The organism is Alcanivorax sp. (assembly GCF_017794965.1).
GTDB lineage: Bacteria > Pseudomonadota > Gammaproteobacteria > Pseudomonadales > Alcanivoracaceae > Alcanivorax.
The window spans coordinates 169,001-189,019 of record NZ_CP051240.1; the positions used below are offsets into that span (position 1 = coordinate 169,001).

23 protein-coding genes and 1 riboswitch are annotated in these 20,019 nt (G+C 58.8%); of the genes, 12 read left to right on the forward strand and 11 right to left on the reverse strand.

The genetic code is table 11. The annotated features are described in order from the left end of the window. Nucleotides 1-27: 27 nt before the first annotated feature. Nucleotides 28-888, reverse strand: a complete 861-nt coding sequence (speE, locus tag HF945_RS00785; protein ID WP_290523930.1) for a polyamine aminopropyltransferase — start codon at nucleotides 886-888, stop codon at nucleotides 28-30. A gap of 198 nt (nucleotides 889-1,086) precedes the next feature. Between speE and speA the strand changes: the two genes are divergently transcribed. From speA to HF945_RS00800, 3 genes are all read left to right on the forward strand, one after another. Next, nucleotides 1,087-2,970, forward strand: a complete 1,884-nt coding sequence (gene speA, locus HF945_RS00790; protein WP_290523931.1) for a biosynthetic arginine decarboxylase — start codon at nucleotides 1,087-1,089, stop codon at nucleotides 2,968-2,970. Between the two features lie 425 nt (nucleotides 2,971-3,395). Beyond that, a complete protein-coding gene (locus HF945_RS00795; RefSeq protein WP_290523932.1) occupies nucleotides 3,396-3,740 on the forward strand; it encodes a Rieske (2Fe-2S) protein in 345 nt (114 codons plus the stop codon). Then, entirely contained in the window at nucleotides 3,740-4,192 is a 453-nt protein-coding gene (locus HF945_RS00800) for a DUF4112 domain-containing protein (RefSeq protein ID WP_290523933.1), read from the forward strand. The genes HF945_RS00795 and HF945_RS00800 overlap by 1 nt, the downstream gene beginning before the upstream one ends. A 167-nt stretch (nucleotides 4,193-4,359) precedes the next feature. Here the strand turns inward: HF945_RS00800 and HF945_RS00805 are convergent, their stop codons facing one another. Continuing rightward, nucleotides 4,360-5,028: a DUF523 domain-containing protein gene (locus tag HF945_RS00805; protein WP_290523934.1), complete on the reverse strand. Its 669-nt coding sequence runs from the start codon at nucleotides 5,026-5,028 to the stop codon at nucleotides 4,360-4,362. Between the two features lie 41 nt (nucleotides 5,029-5,069). Here HF945_RS00805 and HF945_RS00810 point away from each other — a divergent pair, with 41 nt between their 5' ends. Beyond that, nucleotides 5,070-6,020: a 2-hydroxyacid dehydrogenase gene (locus HF945_RS00810; protein ID WP_290523935.1), complete on the forward strand. Its 951-nt coding sequence runs from the start codon at nucleotides 5,070-5,072 to the stop codon at nucleotides 6,018-6,020. A gap of 182 nt (nucleotides 6,021-6,202) precedes the next feature. Here HF945_RS00810 and HF945_RS00815 read toward each other — a convergent pair whose 3' ends face one another. Then, nucleotides 6,203-7,009 (reverse strand): SDR family NAD(P)-dependent oxidoreductase, encoded by an 807-nt coding sequence (locus HF945_RS00815; RefSeq protein ID WP_290523936.1) that lies wholly within the window; start codon nucleotides 7,007-7,009, stop codon nucleotides 6,203-6,205. Between the two features lie 94 nt (nucleotides 7,010-7,103). Here HF945_RS00815 and HF945_RS00820 point away from each other — a divergent pair, with 94 nt between their 5' ends. After that, entirely contained in the window at nucleotides 7,104-7,523 is a 420-nt protein-coding gene (locus HF945_RS00820; RefSeq protein ID WP_290523937.1) for a secondary thiamine-phosphate synthase enzyme YjbQ, read from the forward strand. 252 nt (nucleotides 7,524-7,775) lie between these two features. Here the strand turns inward: HF945_RS00820 and HF945_RS00825 are convergent, their stop codons facing one another. From HF945_RS00825 to HF945_RS00835, 3 genes are all read right to left on the reverse strand, one after another. Further along, complete coding sequence (locus tag HF945_RS00825) at nucleotides 7,776-8,459, reverse strand: DUF2057 domain-containing protein (protein WP_290523938.1); 684 nt, start codon at nucleotides 8,457-8,459, stop codon at nucleotides 7,776-7,778. A 65-nt stretch (nucleotides 8,460-8,524) separates the two neighbouring features. Beyond that, nucleotides 8,525-8,863 carry a hypothetical protein gene (locus HF945_RS00830; protein ID WP_290523939.1) on the reverse strand — a complete coding sequence of 113 codons (339 nt, stop codon included), beginning with the start codon at nucleotides 8,861-8,863 and terminating at the stop codon, nucleotides 8,525-8,527. Next, nucleotides 8,860-9,159, reverse strand: coding sequence for a BPTI/Kunitz domain-containing protein (locus HF945_RS00835; RefSeq protein ID WP_290523940.1), 300 nt, complete (start codon nucleotides 9,157-9,159; stop codon nucleotides 8,860-8,862). Before HF945_RS00835 ends, HF945_RS00830 begins: the two co-directional genes overlap by 4 nt. A gap of 131 nt (nucleotides 9,160-9,290) precedes the next feature. Between HF945_RS00835 and HF945_RS00840 the strand changes: the two genes are divergently transcribed. Further along, nucleotides 9,291-9,971: a hypothetical protein gene (locus HF945_RS00840; RefSeq protein WP_290523941.1), complete on the forward strand. Its 681-nt coding sequence runs from the start codon at nucleotides 9,291-9,293 to the stop codon at nucleotides 9,969-9,971. Between the two features lie 147 nt (nucleotides 9,972-10,118). Here the strand turns inward: HF945_RS00840 and HF945_RS00845 are convergent, their stop codons facing one another. Both HF945_RS00845 and HF945_RS00850 read right to left on the reverse strand, forming a co-directional pair. After that, nucleotides 10,119-10,637 (reverse strand): mechanosensitive ion channel domain-containing protein, encoded by a 519-nt coding sequence (locus tag HF945_RS00845; RefSeq protein WP_290523942.1) that lies wholly within the window; start codon nucleotides 10,635-10,637, stop codon nucleotides 10,119-10,121. Nucleotides 10,638-10,658: 21 nt separating this feature from the next. Beyond that, the gene (locus tag HF945_RS00850; protein ID WP_290523943.1) at nucleotides 10,659-11,300 is read right to left on the reverse strand and encodes an MBL fold metallo-hydrolase; all 642 of its coding nucleotides are present in this window, start codon (nucleotides 11,298-11,300) and stop codon (nucleotides 10,659-10,661) included. A 258-nt stretch (nucleotides 11,301-11,558) separates the two neighbouring features. On the opposite strand from HF945_RS00850, the gene HF945_RS00855 reads away from it, so the two are divergent. After that, nucleotides 11,559-12,389 carry a mechanosensitive ion channel domain-containing protein gene (locus HF945_RS00855; protein ID WP_290523944.1) on the forward strand — a complete coding sequence of 277 codons (831 nt, stop codon included), beginning with the start codon at nucleotides 11,559-11,561 and terminating at the stop codon, nucleotides 12,387-12,389. A gap of 144 nt (nucleotides 12,390-12,533) precedes the next feature. On the opposite strand, the gene HF945_RS00860 is transcribed toward HF945_RS00855, so the two are convergent. After that, on the reverse strand, nucleotides 12,534-13,901 hold the full coding sequence (locus HF945_RS00860; protein ID WP_290523945.1) for a cytochrome P450: 1,368 nt from the start codon (nucleotides 13,899-13,901) through the stop codon (nucleotides 12,534-12,536). 154 nt (nucleotides 13,902-14,055) lie between these two features. Here HF945_RS00860 and moaB point away from each other — a divergent pair, with 154 nt between their 5' ends. The 5 genes from moaB to cobU all read left to right on the forward strand — a co-directional run bounded on the left by moaB (nucleotide 14,056) and on the right by cobU (nucleotide 17,766). Beyond that, the gene (gene moaB, locus HF945_RS00865) at nucleotides 14,056-14,568 is read left to right on the forward strand and encodes a molybdenum cofactor biosynthesis protein B (RefSeq protein ID WP_290523946.1); all 513 of its coding nucleotides are present in this window, start codon (nucleotides 14,056-14,058) and stop codon (nucleotides 14,566-14,568) included. After that, nucleotides 14,565-15,800: a gephyrin-like molybdotransferase Glp gene (gene glp / locus HF945_RS00870; protein ID WP_290523947.1), complete on the forward strand. Its 1,236-nt coding sequence runs from the start codon at nucleotides 14,565-14,567 to the stop codon at nucleotides 15,798-15,800. Before moaB ends, glp begins: the two co-directional genes overlap by 4 nt. 215 nt (nucleotides 15,801-16,015) lie before the next feature. Then, a complete protein-coding gene (locus HF945_RS00875; RefSeq protein ID WP_290523948.1) occupies nucleotides 16,016-16,546 on the forward strand; it encodes a heme NO-binding domain-containing protein in 531 nt (176 codons plus the stop codon). Nucleotides 16,547-16,663: 117 nt separating this feature from the next. Further along, nucleotides 16,664-17,245, forward strand: a complete 582-nt coding sequence (locus HF945_RS00880) for an alkylphosphonate utilization protein (protein WP_290525367.1) — start codon at nucleotides 16,664-16,666, stop codon at nucleotides 17,243-17,245. Further along, nucleotides 17,242-17,766 (forward strand): bifunctional adenosylcobinamide kinase/adenosylcobinamide-phosphate guanylyltransferase, encoded by a 525-nt coding sequence (gene cobU / locus HF945_RS00885; RefSeq protein ID WP_290523812.1) that lies wholly within the window; start codon nucleotides 17,242-17,244, stop codon nucleotides 17,764-17,766. The genes HF945_RS00880 and cobU overlap by 4 nt, the downstream gene beginning before the upstream one ends. Nucleotides 17,767-17,948: 182 nt before the next feature. On the opposite strand, the gene HF945_RS00890 is transcribed toward cobU, so the two are convergent. Together HF945_RS00890 and cobT are read right to left on the reverse strand one after the other, a co-directional pair. After that, nucleotides 17,949-18,545, reverse strand: a complete 597-nt coding sequence (locus tag HF945_RS00890; RefSeq protein WP_290523813.1) for a histidine phosphatase family protein — start codon at nucleotides 18,543-18,545, stop codon at nucleotides 17,949-17,951. Between the two features lies 1 nt (nucleotide 18,546). Then, complete coding sequence (cobT, locus tag HF945_RS00895) at nucleotides 18,547-19,605, reverse strand: nicotinate-nucleotide--dimethylbenzimidazole phosphoribosyltransferase (RefSeq protein WP_290523814.1); 1,059 nt, start codon at nucleotides 19,603-19,605, stop codon at nucleotides 18,547-18,549. A 172-nt stretch (nucleotides 19,606-19,777) separates the two neighbouring features. After that, nucleotides 19,778-20,010, forward strand: a riboswitch (cobalamin riboswitch). Nucleotides 20,011-20,019 lie beyond the last annotated feature (9 nt).

Here is a 20,019-nt window from a genome sequence, read left to right on the forward strand (position 1 = left end):
TGAGGGCGCCACTTCTGTGGCTGGTTATTACTTGTTGATGGCGGTTTGCATAAACGGCGGCAACACCAGCGCACCCTTGTGGATGGCGGCGGAGTAGTAGCGGGTGTCGAAGCCTTTGCCGGTGGCGTCGGTTTCGCGGAACGCGCTCACGTCCGTGTTTTTGCCTGCCATGGTGCAGCTCCACCAGCCGCTGGGGTACACCGGCTGCGGGAAGGGCAGGGTCTGGGTGCTGGTGAAACCTGCTTCACGCATGTTGGCGTGCAGATCCTTGATGATGGTATGGCTGTGCAGCAGCGGCGACTCGGACTGTTGCACGATGATGCCGCCTTCGGCCAGCACGCGGTGGCAATCACGGAAGAAGTCCGCCTTGAACAGACCCTCCGCCGGGCCCACCGGGTCGGTGGAATCCACGATGATCACGTCCACGCTGCCGTCTTCGCAGTCGCGCATGTACTGCACGCCGTCTTCGAACAGGAGTTCGGCGCGGGGATCGTCATTGGATTCGCACAGCTCCGGGAAGTATTTCTCGGAGTAGCGGGTCACCATCTCGTCGATGTCGATCTGGGTGGCCTTGACCACACCGGGGTGGCGCAGCACTTCGCGCAGGGTGCCGCAGTCGCCCCCGCCAATGATCACCACCCGCTGGGGGTTGGCATGGCTGAACAGCACCGGGTGCGACATCATCTCGTGGTAGAGAAAGTTGTCACGGGTGGTGAGCATGGTGGCGCCATCGATGGTCATCAGATAGCCGAAGCTGTCGGTTTCCCACATCTCGATGTGCTGATACTCGGTCTGTACCTCTTCCAGCTTCTGCTTCAGACGCAGGCCGAAGGCGGTGCCAGCGGTGTCAAAGTGCTCGTAAAACCAGTTGTCTTGGGTGCTGCTCATGGGCCTTTCCGGTGGGTGGAGGCGCTTCCGCCTCCAAGATGGTTAATAGTCGCGATTGTAAGACCTTGGCCCCCCCTGTCAAAGCCTGAATCAAGGCCCCAAAAAGGGATGCGACGGACGGCGGCGGGCAGGCATAATGGCGGCCAAGAGCGTGCCAGTGTGGTGCGTGTTGCATGTCAGCGTAGAACAGGACAGGTAATGACCGATTCCAGCTCCGTACCGGCCAGCGAGATCTACAATGTGGACCGCTGGGGTGACAGCTATTTCCGCATCGATCAGGGCGGCGAGTTGTGTGTGCGACCCAATGGTGAACAGGGCGGCGAAGCCACTCTGGAGGCCGTGCTGGAGGCCTGCCGGTCGGCCGGCTTGCGGGCGCCGGTGCTGGCACGCTTTTCCGGCATCCTGCGTCAGCGCGTGAAGCAGCTGGCCGGGGCCTTCCGTGAGGCTATCGATGGCCAGAGCTATCAGGGGCAGTACACCCCGGTCTATCCGATCAAGGTGAATCAGCAACGCCGCGTGGTACACGAGATTATTCGTGCCCGAGAGGATGGCGAGCGCATCGGTCTGGAAGCCGGCTCCAAGCCGGAGCTATTGGCGGTGCTGGCGCTGTCCAGGCCCGGCGATACCATCGTCTGCAATGGCTACAAGGATGCCGAATACCTGCGCCTGGCGCTGATGGGCGAGAAACTGGGCTGCCATGTGCATATCGTGGTAGAGAAGATGTCCGAGCTGCCGGCGTTGCTAAGCATTGCCGATGAGCTGGGTGTGTCCCCGCGTATTGGTCTGCGCGTGCGGTTGATGAGCATCAGCAAGGGCAACTGGCAGAACACCGGCGGCGAGAAGTCCAAGTTCGGACTGAGTGCACCGCAGCTGATGAGCGCCATCGAACATTGCCGCCAGGCGGGCCGGCTGGACTGTGTGAAGTTGCTGCATTTCCATCTGGGCTCCCAGGTGGCCAACATTCAGGATATCAAGGCGGGTATGCGTGAAGCGGCCCGTTACTATGCCGAAATGCGCGCCCTTGGCGCGGCGGTGGAAACCGTGGACGTGGGTGGCGGCCTGGGAGTGGATTATGAAGGTACCCATTCACGGTCCTACTGCTCCATGAACTATGGGGTGGCGGACTATGCCCGGCATATCGTGCAGACCCTGCAGCAGCAGTGTCAGCAGCGTGGATTGCCCGAGCCGCACATCATTTCTGAATCCGGCCGTGCGCTGACGGCTCACCATGCGGTGTTGCTGGTCAATATCACCGATCAGGAATCCCAGTCGTCGGTGACAGTTGCTGCTCCTGTCGACAGTGATGCTGCCGAGCTGCATCTGCTTTGGGGGCTGCAGCAGCAGTTGCAGGGCGACAATGCCGGCAATCTGTTGGAGCGTTTCCCTGAAGTAGTGGGTGCCTGGCAGGATATCCATCAGCGTTACCTGGCAGGGGATCTGGATCTGGATACCCGGGCCCGCGGTGAGCAGCTCTATACCAATTGTCTGTTGGCGTTGCGTGCCCGGCTCAACCCGCTGCGCAAGCAGCAACGGGAGCTGCTGGATAACCTGAATGAAACCCTGGCGGACAAGTTGTTCGTGAACTTTTCCGTGTTCCAGTCTGTGCCGGATGTGTGGGGCATCAACCAGGTGTTCCCGGTTCTGCCTTTGTCCGGCCTCAACAAGCCGGTGACCCGTCGGGCGGTACTGCAGGACATTACCTGTGATTCCGATGGTCGCATCGATCAGTTTGTGGATGGGGAAGGGGTGGAGTCGTCCCTGCCGCTGCCGGATGACATCAACGGTCATCTGGGGATTTTCATGGTGGGTGCCTACCAGGAAATTCTTGGTGACATGCACAACCTGTTTGGCGATACCGACTCGGTGGATGTGGATGTCACCGCGGACGGCCAGATCGTCCTGGATCATGCCATTCAGGGCGACACGGTGAGCTCGGTGCTGCGCTATGTGAACTATGATCCTGAACGTCTGCTGGAGACCCTGGAGCAAAACTGTCGTCAGGCGCATTTGAGCGCGGAAGAGCAGGATGGCTTCATCGAACTGGTAAGGGATGGGCTGGCAGGGTATACCTATCTGGAATGATTTCGAGCTACAAGCTACAAGCTACAAGCTACGCTTGATTCGATAGGGGGACCCGGGAAAGTTCCCGGTTCTGCTACGAAGCTGCTGTAGGAGCCTGCCTGCAGGCGATCCGAGCCTGGGCGAGGTAAGGATTCCAGAGGCGCTTATCGATTTGCGGGATCTCAGCTTGTCATGACGCTTCGAACGAGGAACGGAATCGGTCGAAGAGCGATCAGACATTTCCGGATTCGGCGGATCTTAAGGAAACAGCCTCCCTACGGTCGCCTCGCTGCGCGAGGTTCGCACCTCAAGTGGTGTATTCGCTGCGCTCACCCTTCGGGCCAGCCTGCGGCTGTTACCTCCGTTGCACTCCGGTTCCTACAGGGGGCTAGCAGCTCGTAGCTCGAAGCTCGAAGCTTATTTTTCCAGCCAGCAAGGAGAGCAAGATGCGTTACGAACTCTGTGCCAGCAATGAGATACCGGAAGGAAAGAGCAAGGCCATGCAGGCCGGTGAGACCAAGTTGGTGGTGTATCACCTCAGCGATGGTTTCTTTGCTACCCAGGCCCGGTGCCCCCATGTCTTTGCCTCTCTGGGCAAGGGCAAGATCCTGGATGACAAGTGTGTCCAATGCCCGTTGCACCGGGCGCGTTTTGATATCCGTACCGGTGCCGTGGAAGAGTGGGCCAATTTCCCGCCGGGGGTACAATTGCTGAATGTGGTGCGCGGCGAAAAGGACCTGGAAACCTGGCCGGTGAGCGAAGAAAACGGTCAGTTGTTTGTGGAGATCTGATGGCGGTCAGTGAAGAAAAGCAGCGTGCAGCGCTGGCGCGGCTGGACAAGTTCAGCCGTTTTACCGACAGCAGCATCGGTATCCCTTTCACAAAATTCCGCTTCGGTGCGGAGGCCCTGATTGGCCTGATTCCCGGGATCGGTGATGTGGCGGGCCTCGCGCTTTCCAGCTATGTGCTGATTGAGGCACAGCGGGTGGGGGCCAGTAACAAGGTCAAGTTGCGCATGGTGCGCAACATGCTTATCGATTTCGCCGGTGGTCTGTTGCCAGTGGTGGGGGATGCCTTCGATGCCATCTACAAAGCCAATACCCGCAACACCGCCCTGCTACGCCGCTACCTGGAAGAACAACTGGAAATCGAACCGCCACCCAAGCCATTCCCCTGGGGTACCCTGATTGGCCTGTCGATTTTGTTCGCCATTTTGACTGGCGGTTTGACACTGATTTTTTGAATTAATAGTTAATAATGAATAATTAGTAACGCCGCGAAACAGACCTGTTGACCATAAAGCAAAGAGGCCGCGCCCATAATCAGGGCGCGGCCTCTTGCGTTAAAAATCATGAAAAAGCGCGGATCGCGCCAGCTATTAACTATTCACTGTTAACTATTAATTGCCTTTTAGTGCATTGCTTGGCTGAGGCGGGACAGGTAATGCTGAACATTGGTTCGCAGCGGTTCATCCAGCAACTCGCTTTTTTCCAGTCGTTGCTGCAGCCAGCTACCCTGGTGATCGTTGTGATGCCATTGCTGGTAGCAGAAAACCTGCAGGACAAACTGCTGCAGGAAGGTGGGCTTTTCCAGGTCGCTTTCGTTGGCCAGGGCGATGCGCGGGTAGAGTTCGTGGAGTTTGCGGGCGAAGGCTCCGGAGCCGGTGGCAATTTCATTGCCATATTCGTCATGCAGCGGTGTGGTCAGGTGCCCACAGCTGGGTGAGCGCGCCTTGAGCACAAAGCCACACAGCGGCTCGCCCAGCCCGGCGGCTACCTGCTCCAATGCTGTGGTGTAATCCAGGCTGCTGTCTGCCACCGCCCTTACGTTCTGTTGCTCTCCCAGCTGTACCACGTGAATCGGTGGGCGCGGAATGGGCAGACCAATGCTGACCTCGGGGCAGGTTTCCCGAAAGCGCAGCAAGGGGACGAGCTGGTGCATGACGATGCCGTTGTGTTTGTGGTCACCGTCATAGCGGACCTTCTGGCCGGTGAGACAGGCGCTGACCCCGATCACCGGTTTTTGCCACTCCTGCTGTGGTGCAGGAATCCCCATTTTTTCCAGCAGATCCGTTAGCATGGGCACACCCTTTTTCTTCTTTCCGCTGAAGGACCATGATCATGCAGGGTGTTTTTCTTGACTCGGAAACCGTCAACCCCGATGAACTGAACTTCTCTGCCCTTGAGGCATTGATGTCCTGGACCTTTTTCCCCTTTACGGACCCGGCGCAGCGCGTTGAGCGTCTTCAGGGGGCGCAGGTGGTGATCACCAACAAGGTGGTGCTGGATGCCGCTACCCTGGCCGCCTGTCCGTCCCTCAAGCTTATCTGCATTTGTGCCACGGGTACCAATAATGTGGACCTGAATGCCGCCCGTGAGCAAGGCATTGTGGTGTGCAATGTGTCCGGCTATGCCCGGGCGTCGGTGGCGCAACACAGCTTGATGCTGATGCTCACCCTGGCCACGCATGGCCTCCAGTACGACCGGGCAGTGAAGCGGGGAGACTGGAGTGCGGGCCGACAGTTCTGTCTGCTGGATTATCCGATCATGGAGCTGGCAGGGAAAACACTTGGGGTGATTGGTTATGGTGATCTTGGCAGGGAGACCGCACGGCTGGCGGAAGCCTTCGGCATGAAGATAGCGGTGGCGCAATCGTTCAGCGGCAACAGCCATCAGGAACGCCTCCCGTTGAGTGAGTTGTTGCCACAGGCGGATGTGGTAAGCCTGCACTGCCCCCTTACCTCACAGACCGACAAGCTGGTGGATACTGCCTTCCTGTCGCAGATGAAACCGGGTGCACTGCTGATCAATACCGCCCGGGGCGGTCTGGTGGATGAACCTGCCCTGGCGGAGGCGCTGCGCAGCGGGCAATTGGGCGGCGCCGGACTGGATGTGCTCAGCAGCGAACCGCCACCGCGGGATCATGTGTTACTGGCCGACGACATTCCCAACCTGATCCTCACCCCGCATAACGCCTGGGGTACCCGCGAATGCAGGCAACGGTTACTGGATGGGGTAGTCAGCAATATCCGGAACTGGCAGGCGGGAACGCCGACGAATGTGGTCAATTGAGCTACAAGCTTCAAGCTGCAAGCTACAACGCGGGAGAGTTGGGTGGTGGCTCGCAGGCCCTGCCCGCGATGATGTGTTGAAATTACACCCCTCGAAATACCCCAGTCCCTTTAATCGCGGATGCTGCATTCGGGGGGCATCCAGTCTTCACCGCGTTGTAGCTTGAAGCTTGTAGCTTGCTTCTATCCCTTCTTCTTCAGCCGGCTTGCCAGCAACTGATCCATGCCCCGGAACAGGGGTTGGGGCAGTTTGGTAATGGGCCCGGGGGCGGCGGCGAGGAGGACGCTGCCCAGGCGACCCATGGGGCGGGAGATTCTTGCCGGGCGTTTCTCACAGGCTTCCACGATCCAGCCGGCGGCTTTCTTTACGTTCATCATGGGCATGTACTTGTAGATCGCCGTACGCGATGACATGGGCGTACGCACCATGGGGAAATACACCACCGTGGTGGTGATACCCTGATGGCCCATTTCCGCCTGCAGGGAGCGGGTGAAGGATTCCAGAGCGCTCTTGCTGGCCAGGTAGGCGGAGAACAAAGGGATGGGGATCTGGGTGGACAGGCTGGAGATATTCACCACATGCCCATGCCCCTGCTCCAGAAAACGGGGCAACAGTTTCAGGGTCATCGCCACCGCGCCGATATAGTTGAGCTGTACGGTACGCTGGAAATCATGCAGCCGATCCAGGGATTGTTCGATGGGGCGGCGAATGGAATGGGCGGCGTTATTCACCAGGGCGTCAATCTGTGGCTGCTCGGCCAGAATCCGGGCTGCGCAGGCTTCAATGGCGTCGTTGTCGCTCAGGTCACAGGGGTAGATGGCGGCGTAGGCGCCCTCGGCTTCCACCCGTTGTTGCACCTCTCGCAGGTGTTCTTCCCGCCGTGCCACCAGACAGAGCCTGGCGCCACGCTTTGCCATCAGGATGGCGGCTTCCGCACCGATGCCACTGGAGGCACCAGTCAGTACAATGGTCTGGCCGTTGAGTTTCATGCTTGCTCCCTGTCCTGTGATCTTGAGTCTGCCGCTGATTTTTCAGTCCGCCAAGGTCAATACAGGACGAAGCCACTGATATCAGGATAGCCACATGTGGATACAGAAAACCCTGACGCTCTCAGCAAAACGCCGTGGTTGCCATCTGGTGACCCGGGAAGTGCTGGAGCAGCTACCGGAACTTGCCGAGGTGCAGGTGGGGCTGTTGCACCTGTTTATCCAGCACACCTCCGCCTCCCTGACCATCAATGAAAATGCTGACCCGGACGTGCGTGGCGATCTGGAGCGTCATCTGAATGTGATGGTGCCGGAGAATGCTCCCTACTATGAGCATACCCTGGAAGGGCCGGACGACATGCCGGCGCATATCAAGAGCGTGCTGATCGGTCCGTCGTTAAGTCTTCCCATTACCGGTGGGCGTTTGGCGCTAGGCACCTGGCAGGGCATCTATCTCTGCGAGCACCGAGATCATGGCGGGGCGAGAAGGGTGGTGGCAACGATTCAGGGGGAGTAGAGCAGCTACGAGCTGCGAGCTATGAGCTATGAAATTCAAAGGCAGTTCAAAGTTGAAAGTTGAAACGCGGGATAGCAGGGAAGGAGCGGCCAGGCTGTGCCCACGATGCTCCTCTCTGCCTTCGGCCAGCCAGCCTGTAGGAGCTCAGCTTGCTGAGCGAAATTAGCATTCGATGACCCGATGAGCATCACCGCGAGCGGGGGGCTTCAAGGCCGCACCCGCGTGTTGCGTGAAGCGTGTCGCGTGTTGCGTCTACTCCGCTATCCACTGCAGAAATTCGCGGCGCTCTTCCGGGGTGGCCTGGTTCCATTGAGCCTTGAGCGTGTCCAGGTAGTTGGCGGCAGCGGCGGGCGCGGCGGCTTCAGCGGCGGCGGGTGCTACTGCGGTAGCAGCCTGGGGTGCCACGGTGTTGCTGGCAGGCGCGCTCAATTCTTCGCCGGTTACCGGGGCCAGAAAGCCGCGCTTGAGGATCAGTTCGGATTTCTCTGCGGCCACCTTTTCACCGGTGACGGTGTTTTCAGCCCAGCCGTTGAAGCTGTCTTCCATGGCGCGGGCGGCGTCCACGTCAGCGGGCTTTTCATAGCCCAGCACCCACATCTCTCCGGGCTTGCCATCCACAATGAAATTGGCCGGATTGGTCTTCACGATCTCGTGGTTGTCCGCATCCAGCTGCCAGAGTTCCTTGTAGTAGGCGAGAATCTCATAACGCCCCGGGGTCAGTTTCAGGTCCTTGAAGTCGGTGGCGAAAAAGGTATTCACACCTTCCACTTCCTCGCCATTGATGGTGAACACTTCCAGTTCACTGGGAACGCGCACGGTGACCACCTTGTTGTCGGACTGGGCAGGCCCGTCGTAGAGCTGGACAACGGGGCTCTGGGCACAGGCGCAAAGCAGCAGGGTGAACAGGGTGACAGCGGTCAGTCGTAACGACAGCATGGTTTCTCCTCAGTGTCGGTAGCCCGCCAGTCTGGCGGGCAAAGGTGTCGATCAGATGACAGGGATCAGAAGCCCCAGCCGTCCACATTGTTGGGGGGTACATCTCGGTTCAGGGCGCTGAGCCCCTTGGCGCAACGGATGATCCACCAGAACGTGATTACCACCATCAACAGCCAGCCAATGAAGGCCACCGTGGTAATGCCGGCGATGAACCAGTACAGCAGGCCGATCCAGAAGGTGCGGTACTGGAAGCGGAAGTGTTCACGCAGTGGCGGCGGTGCATCGCCTGCATTGATGTGAGCGATGATGACCCCGGCAATGGCGGTCAGCCCGCCGGTGATCAATCCCACCAGATGCAAGACATAGACCAGCCGGGCCAGGCCGGTGCGGGAGGTGTCGGTCATCGCGGCGCCCCTTTGCCGCTGTAGGAGGCGCTACCCTGGTCCGGACTGGCGTTACAGGTGGTGACGCATTCTTCCAGGGTCTCGAACGGCACGCTGCCCTTGCAGCCGCCCCAAATGAAGCTGTGGCAGGTGCCGCTCTCGGGGTCGTGGTAATAGCGCTGGAAAGAGGCTTTGCACATGCCGGATTCCGGCGGCTGGTAGCAGGCGTCGGGCAGCGGGCTTTCCGCATTATGGTTCTGGCACGCGGCCAACAGGCCGAGCATGGCAAAAACGACAGACAGAATGAGATAACGCATGGTGTGTCCTTTCCGAAGAAGTTCCTGTGGGGTTACTTTACCGGAGTATGACGCAGGTCGTAACTGGTGAGTGTTCTTGTCCGTAGCCCTGGTTTAGGCTGTGCAAGGATGTGAACGATCAGAGGGATGGCATGATGGGACGATGGTGGTGGCGGGTCATGATGCCCCTGTTGGTGGCGGGGCCGGTGCAGGCAGCCGATATCCAGTATGGTTTTCTTCAGGCCGGGCAGCTGCAACTCAGGGACAATGATTCCAGCCTCTATGCGGGCGATGCGGAACTGACAGGGGAGTATGACCATTTGCCTTTCTTTGCCGCCGGGGTGCAGAAAATCCTCGGCGGGGAGCGCTTGCGCTATGGCTATGAAGGGGGTGCCCTGATCAGCTGGCAGAATGATACCGTGAGCTATTCCGGCGTGGTGAATGGCGGCACAACCATCAACGTGAAAGTGGACAACGAACTGTTCGTGTTCGGTACCCAGTTAGGGGGCTACGCAGATGTGCTTCTGGGCGAACACGCCCGTGTGTTTGTGTCTGGCGGCCCCATGTTGCTGGTGGGTTCCCTGAAACAGGATCAGTCCGATCCCCGCCCCGTGCCCCTCAGCAGCACGGTGATTATCAATGGTGATGAGCGTGATACCCGTTTTGGCTATGGTGCCTACGGTTCCATGGGGCTGATCTTTTCCATGGGTAATAATGCCGAGGTGGGAGCGGTGGTACGCGAGCAGGCAGTGAAAATGGACTTCAACGATGCCATTGCCGATTTTCCCTACGAAGGCACCCTGTATATGTTGAGTCTGGGGTATCGGATGTGAGGGGGCAGCTACGAGCTACGAGCTTCAAGCTGCAACGCGGGTGAGTTCTGGTAGTAAAGAGGCCGCGCCCAAGATATGGGCGCGGCCTCCAGCGTTTCAAAATCAAATTAACCTTGCCCGCGTTGCAGCTTGAAGCTTGCTCCGGCCTCAATCCGCCCGCATGTGTTTCTGATCCCTTGGCAACGTGTCGTTCTTCAGACGGATCACGGTTTTCTGCAATAGCAGATTATTGGGCAGGGTATAGCGGTGTCCCAGTTCGTCCTGGACGGTGATGAAGATCAGGCCCATGTGACGGATCTGACCTGTGACCGTATTGTCGCCGTCAAGCAGGCGGATGCGGTCACCCACCCGGTACGGTGCGCTGAAAAACAGGATGATGGCGGCGGTAGCATTACTGAGCATGGACCAGCTGGCAAACAGCGCCACACCCAGCAGCGCCATTAGTGAGGTGGCGAACACCATCAGGCCATCGCCTTTCAGGCCCCATAGCACGCCGACGGCGATCAGGCTGATCACCAGGCAGGCGCTGTTGATCACCACCGCGGTCTGGAAAATACGCGCCCGGCTGTAGTCCCGGCGCCGCCCCAGTCGCGTGGTGATGCCCCTCAGCAGGGCAGACAGAGCCCAGCCCAATACCAGAATGACGGCGGTCAGCAGCCACTTCATGCCAATGGATTCCATCGTGTATTAACCGTGCTTACCTGAGACAAAAGGGTTGTTGGCCCGTTCATGACCAATGGTGGACATGGGGCCGTGGCCGGGGATGAAGGACACATCATCCTCAAGGGTGAGGAGTTTATCCTTGATGGCGTTGATCAGGGTATCGAAATCCCCTTTTGGAAAATCGGTGCGGCCAATGGAGCCATTGAACAGCACATCTCCCACTACCACCAGCTTGCTTTCCGGCTGGTAGAAGACCACATGGCCCGGGGTGTGGCCAGGGCAATGACGTACTTCAAACCGGGTGTCGCCCACGGTGACGCTGTCGCCGTCTTCCAGCCAGCGGGTGGGGGTGAACGGTCGTGAAGGGGGGAAGCCCATCATTTGCGCCTGTTGGGGCAGCATGTCGATCCAGAACTGGTCTTCCCGGTGGGGGCCTTCGATGGGCAGGTCCAGCTTCTCGGCCAGTTCAGCCACGGCGCCCACATGATCCAGGTGGGCATGGGTCACCAGAATTTTCTCTGGTGTGCCTCCCACTTGCTTGAGAGCGTCCAGGATCTTGTCCAGATCGCCCCCCGGATCCACGATGGCCACCTTGTCGGTGGCTTCGCATTTCAGGAAGGAACAGTTCTGCTGGAACTGGGTGACCGGAAGAATGGCGTATTTCATGGCTGTCCGTCGGGTTCTTTCAGAAAATGACTGTGTCAGCAGTATAGCGGTTCGCCCCGTGGCCCTGCATGTCCTGGCAAGAAAAAGGGCCTGCCAGAGGGCGTAAGTGGTTCCGCTTTCAGCGTGTTGCCTGTTGCATGAAGCCAGATTCGGCCGCGAGGCGGCAAATAATGGCAAATTCAGCCTGTAGAGGGGGTTGGCGGTTACCGGGGTGATGCTATTTTAAAGTTCTTCATTATTACATCTAAGGAAGGAACGATGGACATGGAGCAAATTCAGCCTTACCTGGACAAGGCAATAGAACTGGGCATGACCTATCTGCCCAAGGTGGTGCTGGCGGTCATTACCCTGATTGTTGGCTTCTGGATCATCAAGCGCATCGGTAAGGGGTTGGGGAAAGTGCTTGGTCATCAGGCCATTGATACCTCACTGCAGAAGTTTCTCACCAGCCTGGTGGATGTGCTGCTGAAGATCCTGCTGTTGGTGGCGGTGGCCGGCATGATTGGTATCGAAACCACATCCTTTATCGCCATGCTCGGTGCTATCGGTCTGGCGGTGGGGCTGGCTCTGCAGGGTAGCCTGGGCAATCTGGCCGGCGGGGTGTTGATCCTGTTCTTCAAGCCTTATCGCGTGGGGGACATCATTGAGGCACAGGGGCACATGGGCAGGGTGCATGATATCCAGATCTTCACCACCATCCTGGTGACTTACGACAATCAACGCATCGTGATCCCCAACGGGCTCATGTCCAACGGCTGCATCAAGAACATCTTCTGTGAACCGCAGCGGCGGGTGGATATCGAGTTTGGCATCAGCTATGGGGACAGCATTCAGGAGGCGCGGGCGGCCATCCAGTCGGTGATCGACAGTGACGATCGTATCCTCACGGGTGACAAGTTCGCCCCCAATATCTTTGTCTCTGCCCACGCCGACAGCAGTATCAACATGCTGACCCGGGTATGGGTGAATTCGGAAGATTACTGGCCGGTGTACTTTGGTCTGTTCGAACAGGTGAAATACGCCTTCGACAAGGCCGGCATCACCATCCCGTTCCCGCAGCGGGATGTGCATTTGTTCCAGCAATCCTGAGTTGAAAGTTCAAAGTTTAAAGTTGAAACGCGGATTAGACTGGTAGTAATTGAAAGCATCGAGGCCGCGATCATTTCTGGTCGCGGCCTCTTGCGTTATGGGTTATGAGTGATTTTCACGCGTTTTAACTTTGAACTTTTAACTTTAAACTCGTTTTTCAAGCGTTACCGGCAATCCGTCCTTTGGCATGATCAACGGCACCTGTTGGGTCGGTACTTCGTAGCCGGGTTTGACGCTGACCTTGTACTGTTTCAGGAAGTGGAACAGGAAGGTCTTGGTTTGTAGCTCGGCAAAGTTGAGGCCCAGGCATTTGTGGTGTCCGCCGCCGAAAGGAAGCCACTGGTAAAAGTGCTTCTTGTGTTCGGCGCGTTCGTCACTGAAACGCACCGGATCGAAGGTGTGCGGATGGCTCCAGTACTCGTCCATGTAATGGGTGTAGAGGGTGGAGACATTCACCAGGGTGTTGCGCGGCAGGGTGTGCCCCTTGAAGGTGACATCCTTTACGGTACGTCGGGGGAAGGTGGTCAGCGGTGGGCGCATGCGCAGGGTTTCCTTGAACACCCAGCCGGTCTTTTCCAGTTTGGCCAGATCATCGTACTCCAGCGCGTCCTTGTTCATGTCCTGCATTTCCTGATGCAGGATATCCTGCCATTCCGGATGTTTGGCCAGCATGTAGAGCACCGAACAAAGGGTGCTGGTGGTGGTGTCATGGGCAGCGAACAGCAGGAAAATCATGTGGTTCATCACGTCGCGATCGCTGAGGCCGCCTTCCTCATCGGCCGCCTTGCACAGTTCACTGAAGAAATCGCTCTGCTCGCTGTTGCGTTTCTCCGGAATCAGGCCGGTCACAAAGTCCTCAAGATAGCGGCGTCCCTTCATGCCGCGGTACCACAGGGTGCCGGGAATCTCGACGCGCAGCACGGCGAGTGAGGCTTCGGTAGCATCGATGAATGACTGGTTGACCTTGTCCGATTCCGGGCCCATTTCCAGCCCGAAGAAAATCTGTGCGCCCACATCCAGCAGCAGAGTCTTGATGTGATCCAGGAACTTGATCTCGGTGCCCGTGGGCCAGTGTTGGATCTCGCGACCAATATGGGCATTCATGCGATCCAGATAGCTGGCCAGCGCCGGTTTCTTGAACGCCTGCTGCATGATCCGGCGGTGGAATTTGTGATCGGCAAAATCACGCAGCATCAGGCCGTCAGTGAACAGCTTTTCCAGAATCGGATTCCAGGCGGCGCGACTTGAAAACACGTGCTCCGGGTCCTTGAGGACAAACTCGTTGGCTTCCGGCCCCAGCAGTGTGACGCCCCGCTGGAACAGTACCGAGCCCTTGAAGACAAGACCGTATTTTTCGGCCCGTTCGGTCACCAGCTTGTGGTAATCCTTGAGGAAGGGGATCGTTTCTCCCAACAGTGGCCAGCCATAGTCGCCAGGAATGGCCTTCAGGTTTCGCTGGGGCATGCGGGGTAGCAGGTTGGCCTCTTGCTGGGCGCTTTCCATACGGTTCATGACGATCTCCCGATAAACATAATGTATATTCTGAATTTACCCCTGCTTTACCTCTGCGAACAGTGGCCTGTCGGCCACGGTCAATTCGTGCTGTCCTGCCCAGCCGGCGGGCGACAGGCCGTGGTAGTATCAAGGCATAGAAAGGAGATGTTTTATGACCAAGCCTGCGGCAGCATTCGAGCCTCTGGCCCTGGCGGTGTTGACCGTCAGTGACACCCGTACTGCGCAGACGGATACCTCCGGCGACCTGTTGGTGGCGCGTCTGGAAGAGGCGGGCCATCGCCTGGCGCGCCGCCAGATCGTCAAGGATGATGTTTACCAGCTGCGCAAGGTGATTTCGGACTGGATTGCCGATGAAGAGATCCAGGTGATCCTGACCACCGGAGGGACCGGCTTTTCCGGCCGGGATTCCACCCCGGAAGCGCTGTCCGTGCTGTTCGACAAACATATTGAGGGCTTTGGCGAACTGTTCCGCCAAGTGAGCGTGGAGGACATCGGCACCTCCACTGTGCAGTCTCGTTGCCTGGCCGGACTGGCCAACCGCACGGTGATCTTCTGCCTGCCGGGTTCCAACAATGCCTGTGCCACCGGCTGGGATCGCATCATTCGCGAGCAGCTGGATGCGCGCCATCGCCCCTGCAACTTTGTCGGGCAGGTGCGGCGGTGAGCGTGCCGGCAACCTTGATGCCGGTCAGCGAGGCGCTGGAGCGTCTGCTGGACGCTGCGCGCCCGTTTCAGGCGGTGCACGATCTGCCGCTTGGGGAGGTTCGCGGCCAGTACCTGGCCAGCCCGGTCAAAGCCCGAGTGGATGTGCCGGCTTTTGATAATGCTGCCGTCGACGGGGTGGCCCTGCGTTATGCCGACCTGTGTGAAGCGGGGTTGACGCTGCCCATGCACCTGCGGGTAGCCGCGGGGGATCCTCCCGCCACGCTCATGCCCGGACAAGTCGCCCGCATTTTTACCGGAGCCCCGGTGCCTGACGGTGCCGATACCGTCCTGATGCAGGAGGATTGCGAGATCGCCGATGGCCGGGTGCGGCTGCCCGGGCAGGACAGTGTCCAGGCCGGCCAGAACATTCGTCCTGCGGGGCAGGATGCCCGCCGAGGCGCCACGGTGCTGGCCCGTGGTGAGCGGCTGACGCCCCAGGCATTGGGGCTGGCAGCCTCGGTGGGGGAGTCCCGGGTCACGGTCAATGCGCCACGGGTACTGGTGCTGACCACGGGAGACGAATTGCAGAGGCCGGAAGACGCGGCCCTGCCCGGGAAGATCTACGACAGTAACGGCCCCCAGCTGGAACAGCTCTTGATCGCCAGCGGCTTTCCCCATGTGTGGCGCGAGCATCTGGCGGATGACCCGGAACTGATCGGCAATACCCTGACGCGGTACCTCACCGATAGCCGCCGGCGTCCGGACGTGATCATCTCCACCGGCGGAGTGTCCGTGGGGGAGGAGGATCATCTGCGAACGGTGCTGGAGCGCCATGGCAAACTGGATTTCTGGCGGCTGGCGATCAAGCCTGGCAAGCCATTCACCTTTGGCGAGGTGGACGGGATTCCGTTTTTTGGGTTGCCCGGCAATCCGTCAGCGGTGCTGGTGTGTTACTTGCGGCTGGTGCTGCCGGTGTTGCGACGTTGCTGTGGCGCTGAGCGTGTGCTGCCGGAGCCGTTTCTGTTGCCCGCCGGGTTTTCGGTGTCGCGGCCGGGGAAGCGGCAGGAATATCTGCGTGTGCGCTGTGTGGTGAAAAACGGGCAACAGGTCCTGGAACAACATCCCAATCAGAGCTCCGGCATGCTGAGCTCCGCGGTCTGGGCAGATGGTCTGGCGGAGGTGCCGGTGGGTAAAACACTGGCCATGGGGGAGCCTGTGGCGTTCTATCCTTTTTCGGCACTACTGTTCTAGAGACAGGCCAGCCTGGGCTGGCCTGAAGCCCCTTCAGTCGTTATTTCTCCTGTCTTGTCTGAAATTGTCGTGTATGTGACAGGGTTTCCCTTCCATTGGCGTAATTTGGACCTGCCCGTAACGAATCTGATTGCGAAAGCAAGCATGGTGGGCGAGCCCTTGCAGCAAGCCGGTGGTTCGTCCTGAAAGCGTCGGATATTCAAAGGTGGCTGAAAATGAAGGGAACGATTACCCGTTGTGCCAAGGAACTGGTTGAGTCGCGGTTCGGTGCAGATCAATGGCAACAGATTCTGGACCATGCCCAGGTGGATGAAGACACCCGCTATCGTCTTGCCTATCCCACAACCGACATTGACGATGGCATGGCCAAGGATATTCTCCGTTCAACCGGTGAGGTGCTCGGCCTGACGCCGGAACAGGTGGCCGATGCGTTTGGCGAGCACTGGTGCTGTGTCTACGCGCCCAAAATCTATTCCAGTATTCTCACCCGCTTCAATTCTGCCCGGGAAATGATTCTGGGCATGGACAAGGTGCATGTGCAGCTGACCGCTACCATCAAGAATGCCCGTCCGCCCCGTTTTGATTATCAATGGACGGATGAAAATACCCTGCTGGTTACCTATAAATCATTCAGGGGCATGATCGATATCTACCGCGGTCTGGTGTTGGGTGTCGGCAAGCTGTTTAACGAGCCGCTTAGCGCCCGCAAGTTGAGCGATTCCCAGGTGGAGATTGTTTTCAGCTGACGACATGGCGGATAAACCGGAAGGTCTCCTGTCCTGGCCCACAGCTCTGACTAATGACCGCCCGCAAAGGAAAGAGATTCCGTTATAATTCGCGCCACCTTTTCAGGGAGCGGAATGATGACGATTGAATCTGCCTTGCTGGCTCGCGCGGACTCTTGCTGCGAGTTGTGTGGCGCGGGGGAAGCCCTTTCAGTGTATGCCGTGCCGCCGGAGTCGGACGGTTCCGAAGCGCAATCCGCGCTGTTGTGCGAAACCTGCCAATATCAGATCGACAATCCGGGCAATGAGGATACCAACCACTGGCGCTGCCTGAATGACAGCATGTGGAGCCAGCAGCCGGCAGTACAGGTATTGGCCTGGCGCATGCTAATCCGCCTGCGTGCGGAAGGCTGGCCTCAGGACCTGCTTGATATGCTGTATCTGGAAGACGATGTGCTGGAGTGGGCCCAGGCGACAGGTGAAGGTGTCGTGGAAGAGCAGGGCGTGCAACATCGTGACAGCAATGGCGCAGCGCTGGAGGCCGGTGACTCGGTCACCCTGATCAAGGACCTGAATGTGAAAGGCGCCAACTTTACCGCCAAACGCGGTACCGCCGTGCGCAACATTTCGCTGGTGCAGGATAACCCGGAACAGATTGAAGGCCGGGTAGAAGGTCAGCGCATTGTCATCCTGACACAGTATGTGAAGAAAAACGGATGACAAAGTCGCTGGTGCTGGGGGGCGTGCGTTCCGGCAAGAGTGCACTGGCTGAGCAGCTGGTGAGCGAACAGGCCGATCCGGTGGTTTACGTAGCCACAGCCACCATCGGGGATGCAGAAATGCACCAGCGGGTGCGCCGCCACCGCACACGCCGCCCTGCCGAATGGTCTCTGCAGGAAGAACCCTTGCGACTGGGTGAGCTGCTGAACCAGGTGGCGCGAAAAGCCCCTGCGCCTGTTTTGCTGATTGATTGCATGAGTCTTTGGGTGAGTAACCTGCTCCATGCCGACGAGGCTGTCTTCGCCCGGGAACGTGACCACTTCCTGAGTGCACTGGTTGATTATCCCGCCCCGGTGGTTGTCGTCAGTAATGAAGTGGGTTTGGGGATTATCGGCATGGATCCGCTTACCCGTCGTTTTGCCGATGAGCTGGGCTGGTTGAATCAGGCGCTGGCCAAGCGTTGTGACCGGGTGGTGTTGTCAGTGGCCGGGATTGCCCAGACGCTCAAAGGCGAGCCGTAGCGCCTGCTGTAGGAGCGTCGCTGGCGGCGCGATCACGAGCGTCAGCGAGTAACGGGTATCGAGTTTCGAAAGGCAGCCCCCTTGAAAACCTTACGGGCTGGATGTGTTGATTTTCGAAACTTGCTGCTCGAAATTCGAAACGGGTTTGTTCGCGCCTCAAGCGGCGCCTACAAAAAACTTGGCTAGCCGTGTTTTACCAGACAACTCAGCGTGCCGAATTCGGTGTGGTCCAGTCGGACCTGGGAACGGTTGGCAAAGGGGACGTGAAAACCGGCCATGGCGTTGCTTGGCGTTAGTCCGAGTACATGGCCGAGCACCATGCGGATGACTCCGCCATGACAGACCAGCAACACTTTTTTGCCGGCCAACTCCTTGCACCAGTACTGCCAGGCTTCACCGATGCGCCGGTGAAAATCCTGAATGGATTCTGCGTTGGGTGGCGGATGATTTTCCGCATCGCGCCAGAAGTTGGCTTGATGATTGCCATATTCCTGCGCCACCTGTTCGCGCGTTTTTCCTTCCCAGTCGCCAAAACTGATTTCCTTGAAACCCTCTGCGACGGTGACAGGAACATTCAATTGTGCGGAAAGCTCGCTAGCGAACTCGCGACAGCGCAGCAACGGCGAGGTGAGGATGTGATCCCACTGTTCGTCTTTGCCAATGGCATCACGCATTTGTTGCCAGCCCTGTTCGCTGAGCGGATCATCACGGTGCCCCCGGTACTTATGACCCCCTGCCGGTTCGCCGTGACGGATCAGATCGAAATAGGTGGTGGTCATATCAGTCGTTCCCGCTGTTGCTGACGCCGGCATCGGCGAAGGTGGCCATATGATTGTGCAGGGCGCAGGCGCTGCGTATCAGGGGGACGGCCACGGCGGCACCACTGCCTTCACCGAGGCGCATGCCCAGATCCAGTAGCGGTTCGGCGTTCATGGCCTGCAAGACGCGTTGATGCCCGGGTTCTTTGGAGCGGTGGGCGAAGATCAGCCAGCCGGCCAGTTCCGGGCGCAGACGCACGGCGGCCAGTGCGGCAACGGAAACAATAAAACCATCCACCAGTGCCGGGATGCCGCGAACCGCACAGCCAATCATGGCACCGGTCAGCGCGACAATTTCAAAACCGCCCAGTGATGCCAGGCAGGCGAGCGGTTCGTCACTTTCGCCATGACGCGCCAGTGCCAGCTCAATCACCTTGATCTTGTGGCGCAAGCCGCTGGCATCCAGGCCGGTGCCGGGGCCGGCCAGTTCTTGCGGTGCGGCATGTAGTAGAGCGCAGGCCAGGGCGCTGGCACTGGTCGTGTTGCCGATGCCCATTTCCCCGCCGATAAAAAGCTCGCTGCGCCGTTCGGCGGCACGGGCGGCGGCACGATCTCCGGCCGCGAGAGCTTGTTGCAGCTGCTTCTCGCTCATGGCTGCCTGGCGAGCCAGGTTGGCGGTGCCGGCAGCGATGCTTTCATCAATGACCCCCTCGCTGAGGGGCGGGGCGGAGACCGTGCCGAGGTTGACCACTTCCAGGCTGGCACCGAGTTGCTGTGCCATGACGCTGATGGCAGCGCCGCCGGTGACGAAGTTGGCAATCATCTGCCCGGTAACCGCCTGAGGAAACAGGGAGATGTCTTCAGCGCATACGCCATGGTCGGCGACGAACACGGTGATATGAATTCTGTCTGCGCAGGGGGTGTCGGTTGCCTGCAGCCCGGCCAGTTGAACGGCGATCTGCTCCAGTTGTCCCAATGATCCCGCTGGCTTGGTGAGCTGCTGCTGATGCGCCAGCGCCCTCTCATAATGCGATTCGCTGGGGGGCGCAATGGGGTGTTGCCAAGGTGGAAACGGGTCCAAGGCGGGCTCCGGTGTAGATGTGGCGACGACAGGAAAGCGGCAAATGCTCGACTCAGGCAGCGGCGCTGTCAAGGCGAATGGGGTCTTGGTATAAGCATCAAGAATCGCTCAAGTCGCCATGAAAAGCATTCAAGTAGCGGGATTCAGTTTGCTTATTGGTGCCGCCATTGGTAATTTCGCGCCACCTTTCGGTGCCTGCCCCGAACACGGGGGAGGTTAAACGGGAAGTCGGTGATGCCTGGCTGTTATGTCAGCAGGATAAATCCGACGCTGCCCCCGCAACGGTAATTGAGTCAACGACAATCGGGATGCCACTGTACGCAGGTATGGGAAGGCGATTGTCGAAAGGGATGATTTTCCCTTTGCTCATCAGCCCGGAGACCGGCCGACAGGTGAACCAGGCGTTGCGGTGGG